The organism is Pseudomonas sp. SWRI111 (assembly GCF_014268555.1).
GTDB classification, from domain to species: domain Bacteria; phylum Pseudomonadota; class Gammaproteobacteria; order Pseudomonadales; family Pseudomonadaceae; genus Aquipseudomonas; species Aquipseudomonas hamedanensis.
On the sequence record NZ_JABWQQ010000002.1, the window covers coordinates 33,932 to 50,753 of the forward strand.

Here is a 16,822-nt window from a genome sequence, read left to right on the forward strand (position 1 = left end):
GTGAGCGCCAGCGAATGCTTCTTTAAGCGACGACTCGGCGCTTCTCCGCCACCCAACTACGCCCATACAACAAAACAATCGCCAGAATCGCCACCGCCTGCGCGGTCAGCGAATACGCATCGGCATGAATCCCCAGCCAGTCGAACTCAAAGAATGCCACCGGCCGAGTGCCGAAGATCCCGGCTTCCTGCAAGGCTTTGACGCCATGCCCGGCAAACACCACCGACAACGCGCACAGCAGCGCGGCGTTGATGCTGAAGAACAGCGTCAGCGGCAGTTTCGCCGAACCGCGCAGGATCACCCAGGCCAGACCGACCAACAAGACTAAAGCTGTCGCGCCGCCGGCCAGCACGGCGTTGTGCCCGGCAGGCCCGGCCTGCAGCCACAGGGTTTCGTAGAACAGGATTACTTCGAACAACTCGCGATAGACCGAGAAGAACGCCAGGATCGCAAAGCCGAAACGCCCGCCGCCACCGACCAGGCTGCTCTTGATGTAATCCTGCCAGGCAGCGGCATGGCGACGGTCGTGCATCCACACGCCAAGCCACAGCACCATGACACTGGCAAACAGCGCCGTCGCGCCCTCCAGCAACTCACGTTGCGAACCACTGACGTCGATCACGTATGCCGCCAGCGCCCAGGTAGCCAAACCTGCCAGCAACGCCAGCCCCCAACCCACATTGACACTGCGCACCGCCGATTGCTGGCCGGTGTTACGCAGGAAGGCGAGGATCGCCGCCAGCACCAGAATCGCTTCCAGGCCTTCGCGCAGCAGAATCAGCAACCCGGAAATGTAGCTCAGCGACCAGCTCAGCCCATCGCTGCCCAGCAGGCCGGCGGATTCCTTGAGTTTCGCCTTGGCCGCGTCCAGACGCTGTTCGGCTTGCTCGACCGGCAGACCGTCCTGCAGCGACTGCCGGTACGCCATCAGCGATTTTTCGGTGTCCTTGCGTACGTTGGCATCGACGTTGTCCAGCGAGCTTTCGACCAGTTCGAAACCTTCCAGATACGCCGCTACCGACAGGTCATAGGCCTGATCATGTTCACCGGCGCGGTAGGCCGCGAGGCTCTTGTCGAGCGTGGCGGCGGTGTAATCGAGCAACTGCGCCGGGCCGCGTTTAACCTGCGGCGGTTGTGCGCGCTGGGCACGGAACGTCGCGGCGACCTGTGCGCCCTCGACAGCCTGCACTTCGGCCGGCGTCTGGCGCGCCAGATCGGCGATGTTGTAGACCTTGTCGGACTTGGCGGCTGCCGCATCGGCACTGAAGCCGGCGATGTAGGTGGCCAGATCCCAGCGCTGGCGATCATCGAGCTGATCGGCAAACGCCGGCATGTCGGTGCCTTCGACGCCCTGGCCAAGGGTGCTGTAAATCGCGTACAGGCTCAGGTGATCCATCCGCGAAGCGTCGCGCAGATTCGCTGGCGCGGGCGTCAGGCCAACCCCGGCCGGGCCGTCGCCAGCGCCAGTGTCGCCGTGACACACCGAGCAGTTCTGCGCATACAGCGGTGCACCCCGCGTCGGGTCCGGCGTGATGATCGGTGCCTGACTGACTTCATAAGCCACGGCCAGTTTCGCCCCCAACTGGCGAGCCTGACGGGCGACATCGGCGCCCTCCTGCTTCGCACTGATAGCGGCGTGCAACGACGCGACGCCCTGCTCGAGCGCAACTTTTTCCGGTTTCGCCGGCAGCGCGGTGATCAAGCCTTGCAGCACCTGCGTGAATTCCAGCTGTTCGCGGTATTCGCCGTCGTCGATGACTTTGCCTGCCGCGACGGTCGGCGGATAGTCGGCGCTGATGTAATCCAGCAGGTGCAGCGCTTGCGGCGCGCCGTCCACGCTATCGGCCAGCAGCGACGAGCTGCTCAGGGCGAATAACGGGAGCAGCAGCCAGGCCAGCAATCGGGACGAGGCAGTCATGAAAGAATCTCAAATGGAAATACGAAGTTACATATTGTTCACTTCGCAGACGTTTCTCTCAAGCTTTGTCGGCGTTTCACCTTGATAGGCAGGACATTCCCGGCAGACAGCAACAACGTCTGTCGCCGAGTATTGCCGCACGGCGCGCTGCCGATTGACCTTGGATGAAGATCGCAGCCATTTGCCATCACCCACCTTATACTGCCCGCCCCAGAGCATTTGCGTGCAAGGAACAACCTTAATGCGGAGTCTTCCGTTCGTTTTGCTGCTTTGCGTGGCTATTCAGTTGAGCGGTTGTGCCGCCTACCGCAACTACGATCTTGAAATGCAGCAGACCACCGAGCAAATGACCCGGGGCAATCTGACCGGGGCTCTGGCACTGGTGGAAATGCACAACCCGTGGGAAGACAAGGATCTGCTGTATTACCTGGAAAAAGGCGCAATCCTCAGCGCTGGCAGTGTCCTGCCCGACAGCCAGGACGCCTGGCGCAACGCCGACCGGATGATCTTCCAGCGCGAGGAGGCCAACCCGTCCGGCGCGATGAAATTGCTGGCGCGCTTCGGCGATGAAATGGGCACGATGCTGGTCAACGACAAGTTGCGGCGCTACGAAGGCTACGATTACGAAAAGGTCATGCTGACCACACAGATGGCCTTGAACCAGCTGTCCGTCAATGACTTCGCCGGCGCCCGCGCAGACATCAAGAAGACCCACGAACGCGAAGCATTGATCGCCCGGCAGCGTGAACAGCAATACGAAGCGGCCGAGGAACAGGCCAAAGCCCAAGGCAAGACCCTGCATTACAAGGACCTGGAGGGTTACCCGGTCGCCCAGCTCGAAGCGCCGCAGGTCGTGGAGCTGAAAAACGGTTACCAGAGTGCGTTCAGCCACTATCTGGCCGGCTTCACTTACGAAGCCCTCGGCGAGCGCGCCCTGGCAGCGGCCGGTTATCGCCAGGCGATCGAACTGCGGCCAGACATGCCCTTGCTGCAAAAGGCCCTGCGCAATCTCGACAAACCGCCAGCGAAAGCCGATGAAAGCGATGTGTTGCTGATTATCCAGAGTGGCCTGGCCCCGGCCCGCAGCTCCGTGCAGGTGCCGATCCCGGTTCGTCTGAACGAAACGCTGGTCATCATTGCGCCCATTTCATTCCCGGTGATGGTGCCGGACGCGGTCACGCCCAGCTTCAGCCATATCACCGTAGAGGGTCGCAAGCAGCCGTTGGTGGTGATCAACAGCGTGACCGACATGTCCATGCGCACACTGCGCGACGACATGCCGGAAATCATCTCGCGGGCGATGTTCCGCGCCAACATGGCCGCTATCGGTCAAGCGCAGGAAAACGAGCGCAACCCGGCGAAAGCATCGTTGATCGTCACTCAGCATGATCCGTTCGAAGAAGCCGACACCCGCACATGGCGAGCGCTGCCGGACAAGACACTGGTCGCCCGCCTGCGCCTGAAGAAAGGCCTGCATACCTTCCGTTTTGCGACTGCACCCATCGACCACCCTTTTGAATTACGCGTCGATCAGGATCGCCAGATTCTGCACCTGCGGGTATTCCGGGATGAGGTCTACACCGTTGGATCCGCCTTTGTGCCGAATCACAAACCTGCACCGGATAAACCCGCTTCTGCGGACAAGTGATGGCACAGCGTCAGAAAAATGCACCCAAAAAGCTATTACATAGCCATCACTCAGCGCTTATAATGCTGCGCCCTCGCCCAGCGAGCCGGCATCAAAGCTCCTCACGCATGAGGAATTGGCAGGAGGCCAGCGCCGCCGTCGATAGGTCTCACCAGCCCGACCAGCACAGGCGGCTGTAGTTATCGCTACTCAGGGAAGAAGTACCTCCATGGCATTGCGCACTCCCACTTTGATCGCCCTCGGCGCGGTCACGTTGCTGTCTGGCTGTTCGGCGTTTCGCAACTACGATTCCGAGTTGGCCCAGACCAACCAGCAACTGGCGGCCGGCAATGTCGACGCCGCCCTGACCCTGCTGGAAAAGAACAACACCGGCACCGACAAAGACCTGCTTTATTACTTCGAGAAAGGTGAGCTGCTGCGCGCCAAGGGCGACCTGTCCGGCAGCCAGAACGCCTGGGGCAGCGCCGATCAGGTGGTCGGGCAGTGGGAAGACGCGGTCAAGCTCGACTCGGCCAAGTATCTGGCGCAGTTCGGTAGCTTCATCGTCAACGACAAGGTGCGTCGCTACGAAGGTTATGACTACGAAAAAGTCATGCTGACCACGCAGATGGCCCTGAACCTGCTGGCAGTCAACGACTTCGATGGCGCCCGCACCGCGATCAAGAAGACTCACGAACGTGAAGCGGTGATCGCCGACCTGCGCGACAAGGAATACCTCAAGAGCGAAGAACAGGCCGAGAAAGAAGGCATCAAGACCCAGTACAAGGATTTGCAGGGTTATCCGGTCGCCAGCCTCGACGCCCCGGAAGTGGTCGGTCTGAAGAACAGCTACCAGAGCGCATTCAGTCATTACCTGGCCGGTTTCGTTTACGAAGCCTTGGGCGAAAGAGATCTGGCGGCGCCGGGTTATCGCAAAGCCGCCGAGCTGCGCCCGAACACGCCGCTGCTCGAGCAGGCGCTGGTCAACCTCGACAAGCCTGTGAAGTCTGACGACAGCGACATCCTGATCGTGGTGCAGAGCGGTCTGGCGCCGGCGCGCGACTCGATCCGCGTGCCGCTGCCTCTGCCGATTTCCAACAACGTGGTGATCACCCCGCTGTCGTTCCCGATCATCAAACCGGACACCTCCACCGCGCCGTTCGCGCAGATCGGTGTCGACGGCAAGCAAGTCGACCTGACCGCGCTCAACAGCACCACTGCCATGTCCCGCCGCGCCCTGCGCGATGACATGCCGGGAATCATCGTACGCACCACCGTGCGCGCGATCACCAAGGGCGTGGCGCAGAAACAGATCAACGAAACCAACCCGCTGGCCGGTCTTGCCGTGGGCATTTCTTCAGCGGTGCTCGAAGGTGCCGATACCCGTACATGGCGCACCCTGCCGGACAACACCCAAGTGGTGCGTCTGCGCCTGAAAAAGGGCGAGCATCAGGTTACCCTGCCGAGCGCCGTCGGCGGCTCGGTGGTCAAGGTCACCGTCGATCAGCGTTATCAGGTGGTCAGCCTGCGTGCCGTGGGTAATCAGGTGTTCGCCGGCGGCATCGCCGCGCACGTAATGCCGAGTGCCGGCGCGACCAACGTCGCCAGCCTCAAACAACCTTAAGAACGGAGTCTTTGCAATGCGCTTGAAGATCATCGCCGTCGCCGCCCTCGCCTTGCTGGCAGGCTGCGCCACCCCGCCACCGCCGGAGCCGGGCAGCGCCGCGAGCAAGGTCGTGGCCATGGGCCCGCAGAAACACATCGTTGTCGGCGCCATGCGCGTCGCCCGTGAAAACGGCTTCATGACCGTTAACGTGCAGTTGAGCAACACCCTCAACAGCAACAAGATTTTCTACTACCGCTTCGCCTGGCTTGGCGCCGAGGGTTTCCCGGTGGCCGAAGAAGAAGTCTGGAAAAGCCAAATGATGTACGGCGCCCAGACCAGCTTCATTCAGGCCATCGCCCCGACTCCGAAAGCCGTGGACTTCCGTCTGGAAATCAAGACGCCGTAAGCCCGTCACCCTTTTTCTGATTTAGAGAGCACTCCCATGTTTGCACGCTTTTCCTGCATCGCCGTCATCGCCCTGCTGGCCTCCGGTTGCGCCAATACTTCGCCGACTCTGGGCAGCAAAAACATCAGCTACGGCGACACCAAAGCGGTGGAAACCGTGACCAATGAATTCGGTTCGACCGACCTGCAGATGATCGCCGAATCGATGACCCGCTCGCTGGCCCAGTCCGGCATTTTGCAGGGGCGTCCGGTGGTTCAGGTCTACGACGTGAAGAACAAGACCAGCGAGTACATCGATACCCGCGAAATCACCACCAGCATCAAGACCCAACTGATGAAGACCGGCGTGGCGCGCTTCGCCAGCGACAACACGGCAATGCAGAGCCAGGTCGACCAGCTCAAGCTGCAGAACCAGAGCGGCCTGTACAAGAAGAGCACTGTGGCCAAGACCGGCAACATGATTGCTGCCAAGTACCGCATCGAAGGCTCGATCAGCTCGATCGTCAAGCGCAGCAGCGACTACAAGGACGTCTTCTACAAATTCAGCCTGCAACTGATCGACGTCGAAAGCGGTCTGGCCGAGTGGATGGACGAAAAAGAGATTCGCAAAACCACGGAGCGTTAATCGATGCGCACATGGATTGGCATGATGGCCCTGGCTTGCGCGTTCAGCGTGCAGGCGGCCCCGAAAGTGGCGGTGACGGATCTGGCGTATCAGGAGCGCGTGGAGCAATACATCCACATCGTTTCGGCGCAGAGCAATCACCGCGAGAGTTATTACAGCGCCAGCGGTTCTTCGAGCTATAACGAAATCGAAGCGACCACCAGCTACATCGAACAGGGCGAACTGCGCAAATTCACCGGCGACATCAAGGGTGAAATCCTCCGTACCGGCATGTTCCAGCTGGTGCAGGGCACGCCATACACCGCCTCGTCCAAGGGCGATGTGTATGACGTGATCAAGCGCATCAAGGCCGGCAACTTCAAAGGCGCCGACTACGTGCTGTTCGGCACCGTGTCCGACATCGACTTCACCCAGGACATCAACGAGCTGGCGCACACCGACAGCTATTCGGCGGTGCTGGGCCTGACGCTGGTGGCGGATTTCAGCCTGATCAACACCAAGACTTTCGAGATCACTTCGGCTTTCACGGCGATGGGTGAAGCGCAGGACACCAAACTGGTGAACCACCGCGACATCAAGATCTCGTTGAACCGCCCAAGAGTGGTGCGTGACGTGTCCAAGGCGTTGGGCGAAGACGTGGCCGGGCAGTTGAGCATGCAGCTCGGTGGCGACGGTTACGAGCAACCGCGCGAGACGCCGCAGCGCAATAACCTGCCGCGCGATACCGCACCGGTAATCCTGCGCTGACACCTGGATGAATACTCTCTGTGGCGAGGGGATTTATCCCCGCTGGGCTGCGCAGCGGCCCCTTCTTTTAAGATCAAGAGGGCCCGCTGCGCGAGCCAACGGGGATAAATCCCCTCGCCACAATCGAGTTTCAGTCGGATATCTCGCAGGTAATAAAAAAGGCGACCCGCAAAGGTCGCCTTTTTTTGTCTGCCAGGTTTACACCGCTGCTTTGCGCAACGTCGCCATAAACGCCGCTGCACCGATGAACAGCCCGGCAAACGTGCGGTTCATGCGTTTCTGTTGTTTCGGTGTGCGCAGCAGGCGCAGCACCTTCGACGCCAGCCCGGTGTAGCCGGCCATGACGATCAGATCGACGCAAATCATCGTCACGCCAATCACCAGATACTGGATCAGCAGCGGTTCATGCGGGTTGATGAATTGCGGCAGCACCGCGAGCATGAACACCAGGGCCTTGGGGTTGCTGATGTTCACCAGAAAACCACGGAACACCAGCGCCAGCGGCTTGCCGATCGGTCGCACCGCTGCGTCATCGCTCATGTCCATGGGCAACGCGCGCCATTGCTTGATCGCCAGATAAACGAGATAGGCCACGCCGAACCATTTGATCGCATAAAACGCCGTGGCCGAGGCGGTGAGGATCGCACCGACACCGGCCCCGACAATGGCAATCTGCACGGCGAGGCCAACTTGCAGACCCAGGGCGTTCCAGTAACCGCGCCAGAAGCCGTATTGCAGTCCGCTGGACATCGACGCAATGGCGCCGGCGCCCGGGGACAGACTGATCACCCAGCAGGCGGCAAAAAACGCCAGCCATGTTTGAAGCTCCATCGCACACCTCGACTGATGCTTGTGACAAATGCCTAAGCTAATGCGGCTTCGCGTGGATGACTATCGATTTCTTGCTGAAGGTTGCAGGTGCGGCTAATGGCCCCTTCGCAAGCAGGCTCGCTCCCACAGGAAAACGCATTTCAAATGTGGGAGCGAGCCTGCTCCGGACGGCGTTCCGACGAAGGCGTCGGAACAGACGCCACGAAATTACTTCTCGAAGCCACTCGACGGAAACACATCCGTCCCGCGCCAGCGCCGCACCGAACGCTGGAAGAACAAGCTGTTCGGCACCTGCACCATCGCGCTACCCGTGCCCAGCTCTTCCGCCTCGATCAACGTGGTGTAGAGCAGATTGATCGCCACCACTCGCCCTTTCACGCCCGGCTTGTCCGTGGTGTCCACCAGCTCGACCACGTCGCCCAGGCGAAACGGCCCGACGGTGAAGATCAGAACCGCACAGAGCAGGTTCGACAGCACGCTCCACATCGCGAAGAACGCCACCGCCGCCACCGCGACGAACCCCGACAAGGCAGTCCACAGCACCGTCGCCGACACCCCGAGACGCTCCAGCACAAAGATCAGCGCGCTGCCCATGATCAACCAGCGCAGCACACCACGCAGCGGCATCAGCAACTGCGGCGGAAACGAATAGCGCTGGCCCAGGCCGGTCAGGACTCTGGCGACGAAGCGCTGGGCGAGGTAGCCCGCCAGCAGGATCAGCAGAATTTGCACGCCGAGCCAGATCGGCTCGACCCACATCGCTGGCAGCGGCAGCTTGAAGGCTTCCATCAGGACAACGCCTCCAGCTCCGCCTGCATGCTTTCCAGCGTCTCCAGCGCTTGCATCCACGCCTCTTCCAGCTCGGCTTCACGAATCTTCAGCTTGGCCTGCTCGGCCAGCAGATCACGCAATTCGTTCTTGCGCGCAGGTTCGTAGATATCGCTGTCGCCAAGGCTGGCATCGATCCTGGCGAGTTTTTCGTGGAGCTTGCCCAGTTCGGCTTCAAGCTTGTCGGCCTCGCGTTTGTGCGGGGCCAGTTGTTGGCGCAACGCTGCTGCTGCCTGACGCTGAGCTTTCTTGTCGGTCTTGTCCGGGTTGACCGGTGTGTTGCTGACCGGCGCATTGCGCTGACGGTATTCCACCAGCCAGCGTGCGTAGTCTTCGAGATCGCCGTCGAATTCTTCGACCTTGCCATCGGCGACCAGATAGAAGTTATCGGTGGTGCTCTTGAGCAAATGCCGATCGTGGGACACCACCAGCACCGCACCGCTGAATTCCTGCAGGGCCATGGTCAGCGCCAGGCGCATTTCCAGATCAAGGTGGTTGGTCGGTTCGTCGAGCAGCAGCAGATTCGGCCGTTCCCAGGCGATCAACGCGAGGGCCAGACGCGCCTTCTCGCCACCGGAGAAATTCAGCACCGGCTCATCGATGCGCGCGCCACGGAAGTCAAAGCCACCGAGGAAATCGCGCAGGGTCTGCTCACGCTCGCCCGGCGCCAGACGCTGCAAGTGCAGCAACGGGCTGGCCTTGGAATCGAGCGAGTCGAGTTGATGCTGGGCGAAATAGCCGACCACGGTGTTCTCGCCACGGGTCAGGCGCCCGGCCAGCGGTTCCAGCTCGCCGGCGAGGTTCTTGATCAGCGTCGACTTACCCGCACCGTTCGGCCCGAGCAGGCCAATTCGCGCACCCGGGGTCAGTTGCAGCTTGACCTTCTCCAGGATGGTTTTGTCGCCGTAGCCCAGGCGCGCATCGGACAAATCGATCAGCGGACTGGAGATTTTCGTCGACTCACGGAAGACGAAATCGAACGGCGAATCGACGTGGGCCGCCGACAGTTCTTCCATGCGCTCCAGTGCCTTGATCCGGCTCTGCGCCTGACGGGCCTTGGTCGCCTGAGCCTTGAAGCGGGCGATGTAGCTTTCCATGTGCGCACGTTGCGCCTGCTGCTTCTCGTAGGCCTGTTGCTGCTGGGCCAGACGCTCGGCACGGGCGCGTTCGAACGCGGTGTAGCCGCCACGGTAGAGCGTCAGTTTGCGTTGATCGACATGCGCCACGTGGTCGACGACTTCGTCGAGGAAGTCGCGGTCGTGGGAAATCAGCAGCAAGGTGCCCGGATAGTTTTTCAGCCAGTCTTCGAGCCAGATGATCGCATCGAGGTCGAGGTGGTTGGTCGGTTCGTCGAGCAGCAACAGGTCCGAGGGGCACATCAAGGCTTGCGCCAGGTTCAGACGCATCCGCCAGCCACCGGAGAAATCGCCGACCTGACGATCCATCTGCTCGTTGGTAAACCCAAGCCCGGCGAGCAGCTTGCGCGCTCGCGCGTCGGCGGTGTAGCCGTCGGCGCTGTCGAGTTCGGCGTGCAGACGGGCCAGTGCGGTGCCGTCGTGGGCCTGCTCGGCGGCAGCGAGGTCGCGTTGCACCTCGCGCAGTCGCAGGTCGCCATCGAGCACATAGTCGACTGCCAGGCGCTCGAGGGTGTCGACCTCCTGGCGCATGTGCGCGATGCGCCAGTCGGCCGGCAGCAGGCAGTCGCCCGAGTCCGGATGCAACTCGCCGCGCAGCAAGGCGAACAGGCTGGATTTGCCGGCACCGTTGGCGCCGATGAGGCCGGCTTTGTGGCCGGCGTGCAGGGTCAGCTCGGCGTCTTCTAGCAGACGTTGCGGGCCACGCTGTAAAGTCAGGTTCTGAAGTCGGATCATAATGGCGGCGGAGTCTACCAGCTTCGCTCACAACTGGCGCGAGTAGCACGATGTCCTCTGACCTGTGGAGCTTTGCCCTGAATGTCTACGCCCGACCGGGCGTCGAAGATGCCTGCCTGCAACTGCAAACGGCGGGGGCCAACGTCTGCCTGCTGTTGTGCGGCTTGTGGCTGGAACACCGTGGGGTCGCTTGCGATGAACAACGCGTGCGCCAGCTTCAGGCGCTGACCGAGCCCTGGGATCGCGACGTCGTGCAGCCACTGCGTGCAGTGCGCCTGCAATGGAAAGCCGCAGCCTCGAAAGATGCGCTGTTACAAGGCATGCGCGAGCAAATCAAATCACTCGAACTTGAGGCAGAACGCGCGCTGCTGTCGCGGCTTGAGGGGATAGCGCAGGGGTGGGCGCGAAACGCCAGTGGTTCGATGACCTGGCTTGAAGGCCTGGCCGGCGCTGCGGCCAGCCCGAACCGCGACGCGCTGCAAGTGCTGCGCGTCGCGGCGACCGGCACTTAGGAAGCGCTGGCCGGGGTGCTGCTGACGCTCGACACAGCGGCTGGCGTTGGCGCCGGGGCAGAGGCCGAGTTGGCGGCGGGGGCCGGTGCTGCGGTCGAAGCCGAAGGCGCCGCAGTGGCTGGCTTCGCGGCTGGAGCCGGTTTGGCGGCTGCTGGCTTGGCAACCGCCGGCTTTTTCACGGCAGGCTTCGCGGCGGGTTTGGCTGCTGGCTTGGCGGCAGGTTTTGCCGCAACAGGCTTGGCGGCAGTCGCTGGTTTAGCCGCGGCGGCCGGTTTCGCGGCGGGCTTGGTTGCCGGTTTCGCGGCTGCTTTCACGGCGGGTTTTGCGGCTGACTTGGCAGCAGGTTTTGCCGCCGCTTTTGCGGCCGGTTTGGCGGCAGCAGGTTTCGCAGCGGGCTTGGCCGCAGCGGTTTTCGCAGCAGGTTTTGCGGCGGGTTTGGCGACCGCTTTGGCGGCGGGTTTGGCGGCTGCGGCTTTCGCCGGGGCTGTTTTGGTAGCAGCGGGTTTAGCCGCTGGCTTGGCCGCGACAGTTTTGCTGGCCGGCTTGGCGGCAGCGGGTTTTGCAGCGCTTGTAGCAGCCGGTTTTTTCGCCGCCGGTTTGGCCACGGTTTTAGCCGTCGGTTTTGCCGCCACTTTCACCGGTGCCTTGGCAGCAGGCTTGGCCGCAGCCGTCTTCGCTACAGGTTTGGCAGCAGCCGGTTTGGCCACGGCTTTCTTCGCCGGTGCCGCAGCCGGTTTGGCCGAACGGGCGGACAATACTTTGCCCACGGCTTCTTGCACGCGGCCAACACCCTGGGCCAGTTTCAGGCTTTCCTGAGCATCGCGCTTGAGTTGCAGAATGTAGCTGCGCGTGTCGGACTGACGATCCTTCAGGGCATCGAGCAGCTCTTCCAGTTCCTGCACGGCGGCCTTGGCTTTGTTCTGTGCCTTGGCTTTACCGGCGGTGGCTGCATCCTGCAATTTGGTGCGCGACTTGTGCAGTTTTTCTTGCGCCTTGCCGCGTTGCTTTTCCAGTTTGGCGAGCAGTTTTTCAGCATCAGCCAAGGCTTGGGAGCAAGCGTTTTCCAAATGCTCGAGCAGGCTGCCCGAGAGTTGTTGGAGTAAGTGCAACGGAGTATTTACAGGCTTCTTGGTGGCCGACATGGTTTACCTCCTGGCTGACGTGGGTGCGGCTCATACTAGACCTCTGCTGATACCGCCGCTAGGGCATCTTGACAGTATCGAAACCGTTGCGTTGCACCGAAGCGAAAATGTCATGCGCGAAAACAAAAGCAGTTCACCGTTGCAGCCGTTCGCGCTGGCATAATCCAGCGCATCTCAGGACGGAGAGTGCCGATGTCGCGCTACTTTTTTTTAACCCTCTGCCTGGTTTTTTCGGCGGCCCACGCCACTGAAAAAACCACGGCCAACGATGCTCACGACCTGGCTTACAGCCTCGGGGCCAGCCTCGGCGAACGCCTGCGCCAAGAGGTCCCGCAGCTGCAGATCCAGGCGCTGATCGAAGGCCTGCAACAGGCTTATCAGGGTAAGCCACTGGCATTGAGTGAAGCGCGCATCGAACAGATTCTGGCCGAACATGAATCGCAAAATGCCGAACAGTCATCGCGCTCTTCAAGCGATGCGGCGATGGCAAACGAGCAACGTTTTCTCAGCGCGGAAAAAGCCAGACCCGGCGTGAAGGAACTGGCCGATGGCATCCTGCTGACTGAGCTCGCTCCGGGCACCGGCGCCAAGGCCGGCCCCGACGGAAAAGTGCAGGTGCTGTATATCGGCAGGCTGCCGGACGGCACTGTCTTCGATCAGAACACTCAGCCACAGTGGTTCAATCTAGACAGTGTGATCGCCGGCTGGCGCACCGCATTGCAGAACATGCCGGTGGGCGCCAAATGGCGACTGGTGATTCCTTCGGATCAGGCGTATGGCGCCGACGGTGCCGGCGACTTGATCGCGCCGTTCACGCCTTTGGTGTTCGAAGTGGAATTGCGCGGCGCGACCCATTGAGCAGGCAATAAAAAACGGTGCGCCTGGGGCGCACCGTTTTTTTGATCAGGGTTCGGATCAGGCCTGAACCGCCGCTTCTTCCTTGTGCGCGTTATGCAGCACTTCAATCAGGCAGTCTTCGAGCTCGAAGCGCTCGTGCAGCAGTCCGCCCAGCTCCTTGAACTTCTCGGCAACGCATTTGCCTTCGTCGCACAGATCGTTGAAGGCGAGCAGCTTCTCGGTAATCACATCGATACGTGGATAGATCGTATCGGCGAGTTCCAGGCCGCGCTTGTCATTGAACGCCTTGGCTTCGCCGGTGAGCTGTTCGTAGATTTCGAAGTGGCCGGCCGAGACGTAATCGACCAGCACACCGCAGAATTCCAGCAAAGGCTTGCGGCTCTCCGACAGTGCCTCAGGCTTGTCACCGAGCAGGTCATAGACCCTGATCAGTTCTTCACGCTCCTGTAACCAGCGGTCGATCAGCAGATGAACTCCACCCCAACGTTCCTGAGCATTCTGACAACTTTCGAGCATGGCGATCTCTCTTCCCTTGTGGGTCATGCTGCTCTACACCCGCGTCCCGCTTCTGATTTTGGCTTGTGGGGATGGTCGGGCAGAGCGTCATCGAGCAACATAATTCCAATGACACGTGCCGGCCAGATTATGCCCGCACGCCTATGGCTTCAAGGTACGCAGGAGATAAAGTTCATACAAGTGTTTAATCCCTCAGCAGCACCGGGTGCGACGCTTCGCCGCTGAACGGGCGTTGCAGAGCATTCCAGGCCAGCCGCAACAATTGATACACCGCGAGTATCGAGACCGCGACAAAGAACAACAGGCTCCACTCCGGAATGCTCAGGTCAAACAATGTCCAGGAAATTTCCGCGCAGTCGGCACCGCCATTAAACATCCGTTGCAAGGCGCACACCCACGGCAGGGCACTGAACAGCGGCTCGGCGGCGGGTGTGCATTTGACCATCTGCAACAGCGGATCACTCTGAATCAACACTTGCCGCCAGGCTGCCGTGGTCCCGCCGAGGCTGGCGCCCAGCGCGCACAGCCAGTAGAGCCCAAGACCGGCACGCCGGGGGCCGTGCACCGCCGCCACGCCACAGCAAATGCACAGCAGCGTAAGGAACAGGCGCTGCACCAGGCACAGGCTGCACGGCGTCAGACCGACCGTGTATTCAAGGTAATAAGAAGCTCCCAGAGCAAAGGCTCCTGCAATGAAAGCCATGAAGAACAAGGAGCGTGAGCAGGCCAACGACATGGCTTTTCCGTAACAGTAGAGACAGAGGGTTACGGTAGAGGAAAGCGTGTCAGCCTTTCAAGGCGAGGCCCTGCCGACAGTTCACCAGAGGTGTAGGGAAAACCCGACAGGTTCAAGAGGAATATGGGTAACGCACCGTAGGACTTTTTACCGAGCGCGCGACGAAGTTAAAAAGAATGTGCGAGGGAGCCGCCTCCCTCGTCACTTCAGATGCGCGCGGAAACCGGCAGTGGCGCGGCCAGCAGGCGCTCATCCAGCAGACCCAGACCTTCCTGGAACAACTGATTGCTGCGTTCGGTATCGCCCAGCTGCGCCAGCAAGCGCGCCAGCTCCGCACAGGTCTCAGGATTGCGCTGCAACTGCAGGCTGCTCTCCAGATAGTCTCTCGCCTTGCCCCACAGACTGGCTTGCAGACACAGGCGTCCCAAGGTCAGCAGCAGGCTCGGATCGGCCGGGTGTTCCTTGAGCCAGCCTTCGGCGGTTTGCAGTTGGCGTACCGGGTCGCTGCCACGGACCAAGCCGTAGAGACGCGCCAAATGGCTGTCGTACTTGCGTTTGAGGGCCGTACGCAGCACTTCTTGCGCCTCGACCTGAGCACCCAGCTGACGCAATTGTTCAGCATAGGCCAGCACCAGCGGCGGCTCTTGACGCTGCGCCGCGGTGAGCTGCTCCCAGGCGCGTTTCAGCGATTGCAGACCCACCGTGCCATCGTCTTCACGCTGCGCCGCCAACGACAGGTTTTCACCCCAGGCGCGACGCTCCAGCTCGGCCAGTTCAGTCGGTGGCAGCACTTTGTCCTTGCGCAGTTCCGGCAGCAGGCGAATCACCGCCGACCACTCACCCCGCTGCTGATACAGCCGCTGCAACTGGCGCAAGGTCTGTGCGCTGCGCGGGTGCCGTTCATGCATGGCTTGCAGCGTCACCAGTGCGCCATCGGTATCGCCGCGATCGGTTTGCAGTTGTGCATGGCTCAAGGCAATCGCCAGTTCAGCCTGAGGCTGACGCTCCAGTGCGCGTTCGAGCAGGCGGTCGCATTCTTCGTAATGACCTTGCTCGTTGGCCGCACGGGCCGCGCCGAGGTAAAACAACAGCGGCTGCCGCTCGGCTTCCGCTGCACGGGTCAGATGCCGCTGCGCACTGGCCCAGCGCCCTTCTGCCAGATCCAGTTGACCGTGCTCGATTGCCACCTGCACGCGACGACTGCGGTTGCGCCGCGACCATGGATTGACCACGCCAGTGGAAGTCATGATCAGCTCGACCAGCGCCTTGATCCCCCAGAACAGCAGCCACAGCACCGCGACCACCGCCAGTGTCGCCCACAGGCTCGACTCGTAGCGGAAACTCTTGTACGCCACCAGCACGTAACCGGAATGCTCGGCAATCGCCAGGCCCAGCGCCGCGGTGGCGGCGATCACCAGAAACACGATCACATACAGGCGTTTCATGGCGTCGCCTCCTGCGCGGTATTGCCGGCAGGTCTGGCAAACGGTTTCACCGATTCTTCGGCGTTGACGTTACGTCGCTCCAAATACGCTTGCACCGCACTCAGGGTGCCGGCCAGATCGGGGGTGACGACTGTGACCGGCTCCTTGCTCAGCTCGCCGACCTGCTCAAGCATCACTTTGCTTTGCGCATTGTCCGGATTGAAGTTGCCCCTGAGCACATCACGCGCCTCGGCCAGCGCCTGGGTGTAGACCGCCGCCTGACCGTTGAGCGCCGCCCACTGCGCCTGCTCCAGCGCCAGGCTCAGGGCCAGGCGGACCTGGCTCAGGCTCTGCCCGGCCAGCAGCGGCCGTACATTCTTGTCCGCGTTGAAGTCGATACGGATGTAGCGCGAAACCTGATCCCACCACTGCGCCCAGCGACTGGCGCCATCACCGTCAGCGGTCAAGCCCAGCAGCGACTCACCGCGGTCCTTGTACTCCGGAGCCAGTTCGGTGAGGTCGATAACCTGATCGCGCAGCGCACCGAGGCGCAGGAATAATCCGGTCCGGTCCGGCTGCTCAGTGCTGCGCAACGCGACAAGGGTTTTCGCCAATTGCTCACGAGCGGCGAAGGCGCCCGGATCGTTCTGTTCGCGGAGAATTTCGTCGGCGCCCTGCACCAGCGCCTGAGCGCTGCTGATGTCCTGCAACGCCGACAGACGCAGACTGGCGAGACGCAACAGGTGCTCGGCCTCGGCCAGACGCCAGTCCTTGCGGCTGGCCCCCAGGACCGTTTCCAGACGCTGATTGAGGCGCTGCTGATCACCTTGCAGTTGCGTCACCAGACGTTGTCGCTCGGCAAGCTCGTCAGCGCCGGGCAACTGCGCGAGGCGCTCGGTCAGGCGCTGCTCGTTGAGCTTCAGGCTCTGCGCCTGATCGTTCAAGGCCTGCACCTGAGCGGACTGCTGTTGGGTATTGGTTTGCAGGTGGCGTACCTGCCAGACACCCCAGCCGCCGATCGCCACGCCAGCGGCGCCGAGCAGCACGGCGACTATGGCCAGTCCATTGCCCCGGCGCGGTTCTTTGGCCGGCGCTGGCGTTTCAACCTGGGCATCGGTCACAGGTTGCACATCATCTTTAGGCAAGGCTGTTTCGCTCACGTATCCATCCTTTGCA

General features: G+C 61.5%; 16 protein-coding genes. 7 read left to right on the forward strand and 9 right to left on the reverse strand.

Going from position 1 to position 16,822, the window contains the following annotated elements; genetic code table 11:
* Nucleotides 1–22 precede the first annotated feature (22 nt).
* The gene (locus HU755_RS03665; RefSeq protein ID WP_186630660.1) at nt 23–1,918 is read right to left on the reverse strand and encodes an FTR1 family protein; all 1,896 of its coding nucleotides are present in this window, start codon (nt 1,916–1,918) and stop codon (nt 23–25) included.
* Nucleotides 1,919–2,159: 241 nt separating this feature from the next.
* On the opposite strand from HU755_RS03665, the gene HU755_RS03670 reads away from it, so the two are divergent.
* The 5 genes from HU755_RS03670 (at nt 2,160) to HU755_RS03690 (ending at nt 6,928) form a co-directional block, all read left to right on the forward strand.
* A complete protein-coding gene (locus HU755_RS03670) occupies nt 2,160–3,566 on the forward strand; it encodes a COG3014 family protein (RefSeq protein ID WP_186630661.1) in 1,407 nt (468 codons plus the stop codon).
* A 208-nt stretch (nt 3,567–3,774) separates the two neighbouring features.
* Nucleotides 3,775–5,169: a COG3014 family protein gene (locus HU755_RS03675; protein ID WP_186630662.1), complete on the forward strand. Its 1,395-nt coding sequence runs from the start codon at nt 3,775–3,777 to the stop codon at nt 5,167–5,169.
* Between the two features lie 16 nt (nt 5,170–5,185).
* Nucleotides 5,186–5,557, forward strand: a complete 372-nt coding sequence (locus HU755_RS03680) for a YcfL family protein (RefSeq protein WP_016772611.1) — start codon at nt 5,186–5,188, stop codon at nt 5,555–5,557.
* 36 nt (nt 5,558–5,593) lie between these two features.
* The gene (gene lpoB / locus HU755_RS03685; RefSeq protein ID WP_186549634.1) at nt 5,594–6,181 is read left to right on the forward strand and encodes a penicillin-binding protein activator LpoB; all 588 of its coding nucleotides are present in this window, start codon (nt 5,594–5,596) and stop codon (nt 6,179–6,181) included.
* A gap of 3 nt (nt 6,182–6,184) precedes the next feature.
* Complete coding sequence (locus HU755_RS03690) at nt 6,185–6,928, forward strand: penicillin-binding protein activator LpoB (RefSeq protein WP_186630663.1); 744 nt, start codon at nt 6,185–6,187, stop codon at nt 6,926–6,928.
* Between the two features lie 198 nt (nt 6,929–7,126).
* Here HU755_RS03690 and rhtB read toward each other — a convergent pair whose 3' ends face one another.
* The 3 genes from rhtB to HU755_RS03705 form a co-directional block, all read right to left on the reverse strand.
* Nucleotides 7,127–7,759 (reverse strand): homoserine/homoserine lactone efflux protein, encoded by a 633-nt coding sequence (rhtB, locus tag HU755_RS03695; RefSeq protein WP_186549638.1) that lies wholly within the window; start codon nt 7,757–7,759, stop codon nt 7,127–7,129.
* 207 nt (nt 7,760–7,966) lie between these two features.
* Nucleotides 7,967–8,548, reverse strand: coding sequence for a mechanosensitive ion channel family protein (locus HU755_RS03700; RefSeq protein WP_186549640.1), 582 nt, complete (start codon nt 8,546–8,548; stop codon nt 7,967–7,969).
* On the reverse strand, nt 8,548–10,458 hold the full coding sequence (locus HU755_RS03705; RefSeq protein WP_186630664.1) for an ATP-binding cassette domain-containing protein: 1,911 nt from the start codon (nt 10,456–10,458) through the stop codon (nt 8,548–8,550). The genes HU755_RS03700 and HU755_RS03705 overlap by 1 nt, the downstream gene beginning before the upstream one ends.
* A 50-nt stretch (nt 10,459–10,508) precedes the next feature.
* On the opposite strand from HU755_RS03705, the gene HU755_RS03710 reads away from it, so the two are divergent.
* Nucleotides 10,509–10,970, forward strand: coding sequence for a TIGR02444 family protein (locus tag HU755_RS03710; protein ID WP_186630665.1), 462 nt, complete (start codon nt 10,509–10,511; stop codon nt 10,968–10,970).
* On the opposite strand, the gene HU755_RS03715 is transcribed toward HU755_RS03710, so the two are convergent.
* On the reverse strand, nt 10,967–12,112 hold the full coding sequence (locus HU755_RS03715; RefSeq protein WP_186630666.1) for an AlgP family protein: 1,146 nt from the start codon (nt 12,110–12,112) through the stop codon (nt 10,967–10,969). The two genes, HU755_RS03710 and HU755_RS03715, sit on opposite strands and share 4 nt — an antisense overlap.
* Nucleotides 12,113–12,304: 192 nt before the next feature.
* On the opposite strand from HU755_RS03715, the gene HU755_RS03720 reads away from it, so the two are divergent.
* Nucleotides 12,305–12,970 (forward strand): FKBP-type peptidyl-prolyl cis-trans isomerase, encoded by a 666-nt coding sequence (locus HU755_RS03720; RefSeq protein WP_186549648.1) that lies wholly within the window; start codon nt 12,305–12,307, stop codon nt 12,968–12,970.
* Between the two features lie 57 nt (nt 12,971–13,027).
* Here HU755_RS03720 and rsd read toward each other — a convergent pair whose 3' ends face one another.
* From rsd to HU755_RS03740, 4 genes are all read right to left on the reverse strand, one after another.
* Nucleotides 13,028–13,486, reverse strand: a complete 459-nt coding sequence (rsd, locus tag HU755_RS03725) for a sigma D regulator (protein ID WP_186630667.1) — start codon at nt 13,484–13,486, stop codon at nt 13,028–13,030.
* Between the two features lie 184 nt (nt 13,487–13,670).
* Nucleotides 13,671–14,222 carry a disulfide bond formation protein B gene (locus HU755_RS03730; protein ID WP_186549652.1) on the reverse strand — a complete coding sequence of 184 codons (552 nt, stop codon included), beginning with the start codon at nt 14,220–14,222 and terminating at the stop codon, nt 13,671–13,673.
* 206 nt (nt 14,223–14,428) lie between these two features.
* On the reverse strand, nt 14,429–15,667 hold the full coding sequence (locus HU755_RS03735) for a heme biosynthesis protein HemY (protein ID WP_186630668.1): 1,239 nt from the start codon (nt 15,665–15,667) through the stop codon (nt 14,429–14,431).
* Complete coding sequence (locus HU755_RS03740; RefSeq protein WP_186630669.1) at nt 15,664–16,806, reverse strand: uroporphyrinogen-III C-methyltransferase; 1,143 nt, start codon at nt 16,804–16,806, stop codon at nt 15,664–15,666. The genes HU755_RS03735 and HU755_RS03740 overlap by 4 nt, the downstream gene beginning before the upstream one ends.
* Between the last annotated feature and the right edge of the window lie 16 nt (nt 16,807–16,822).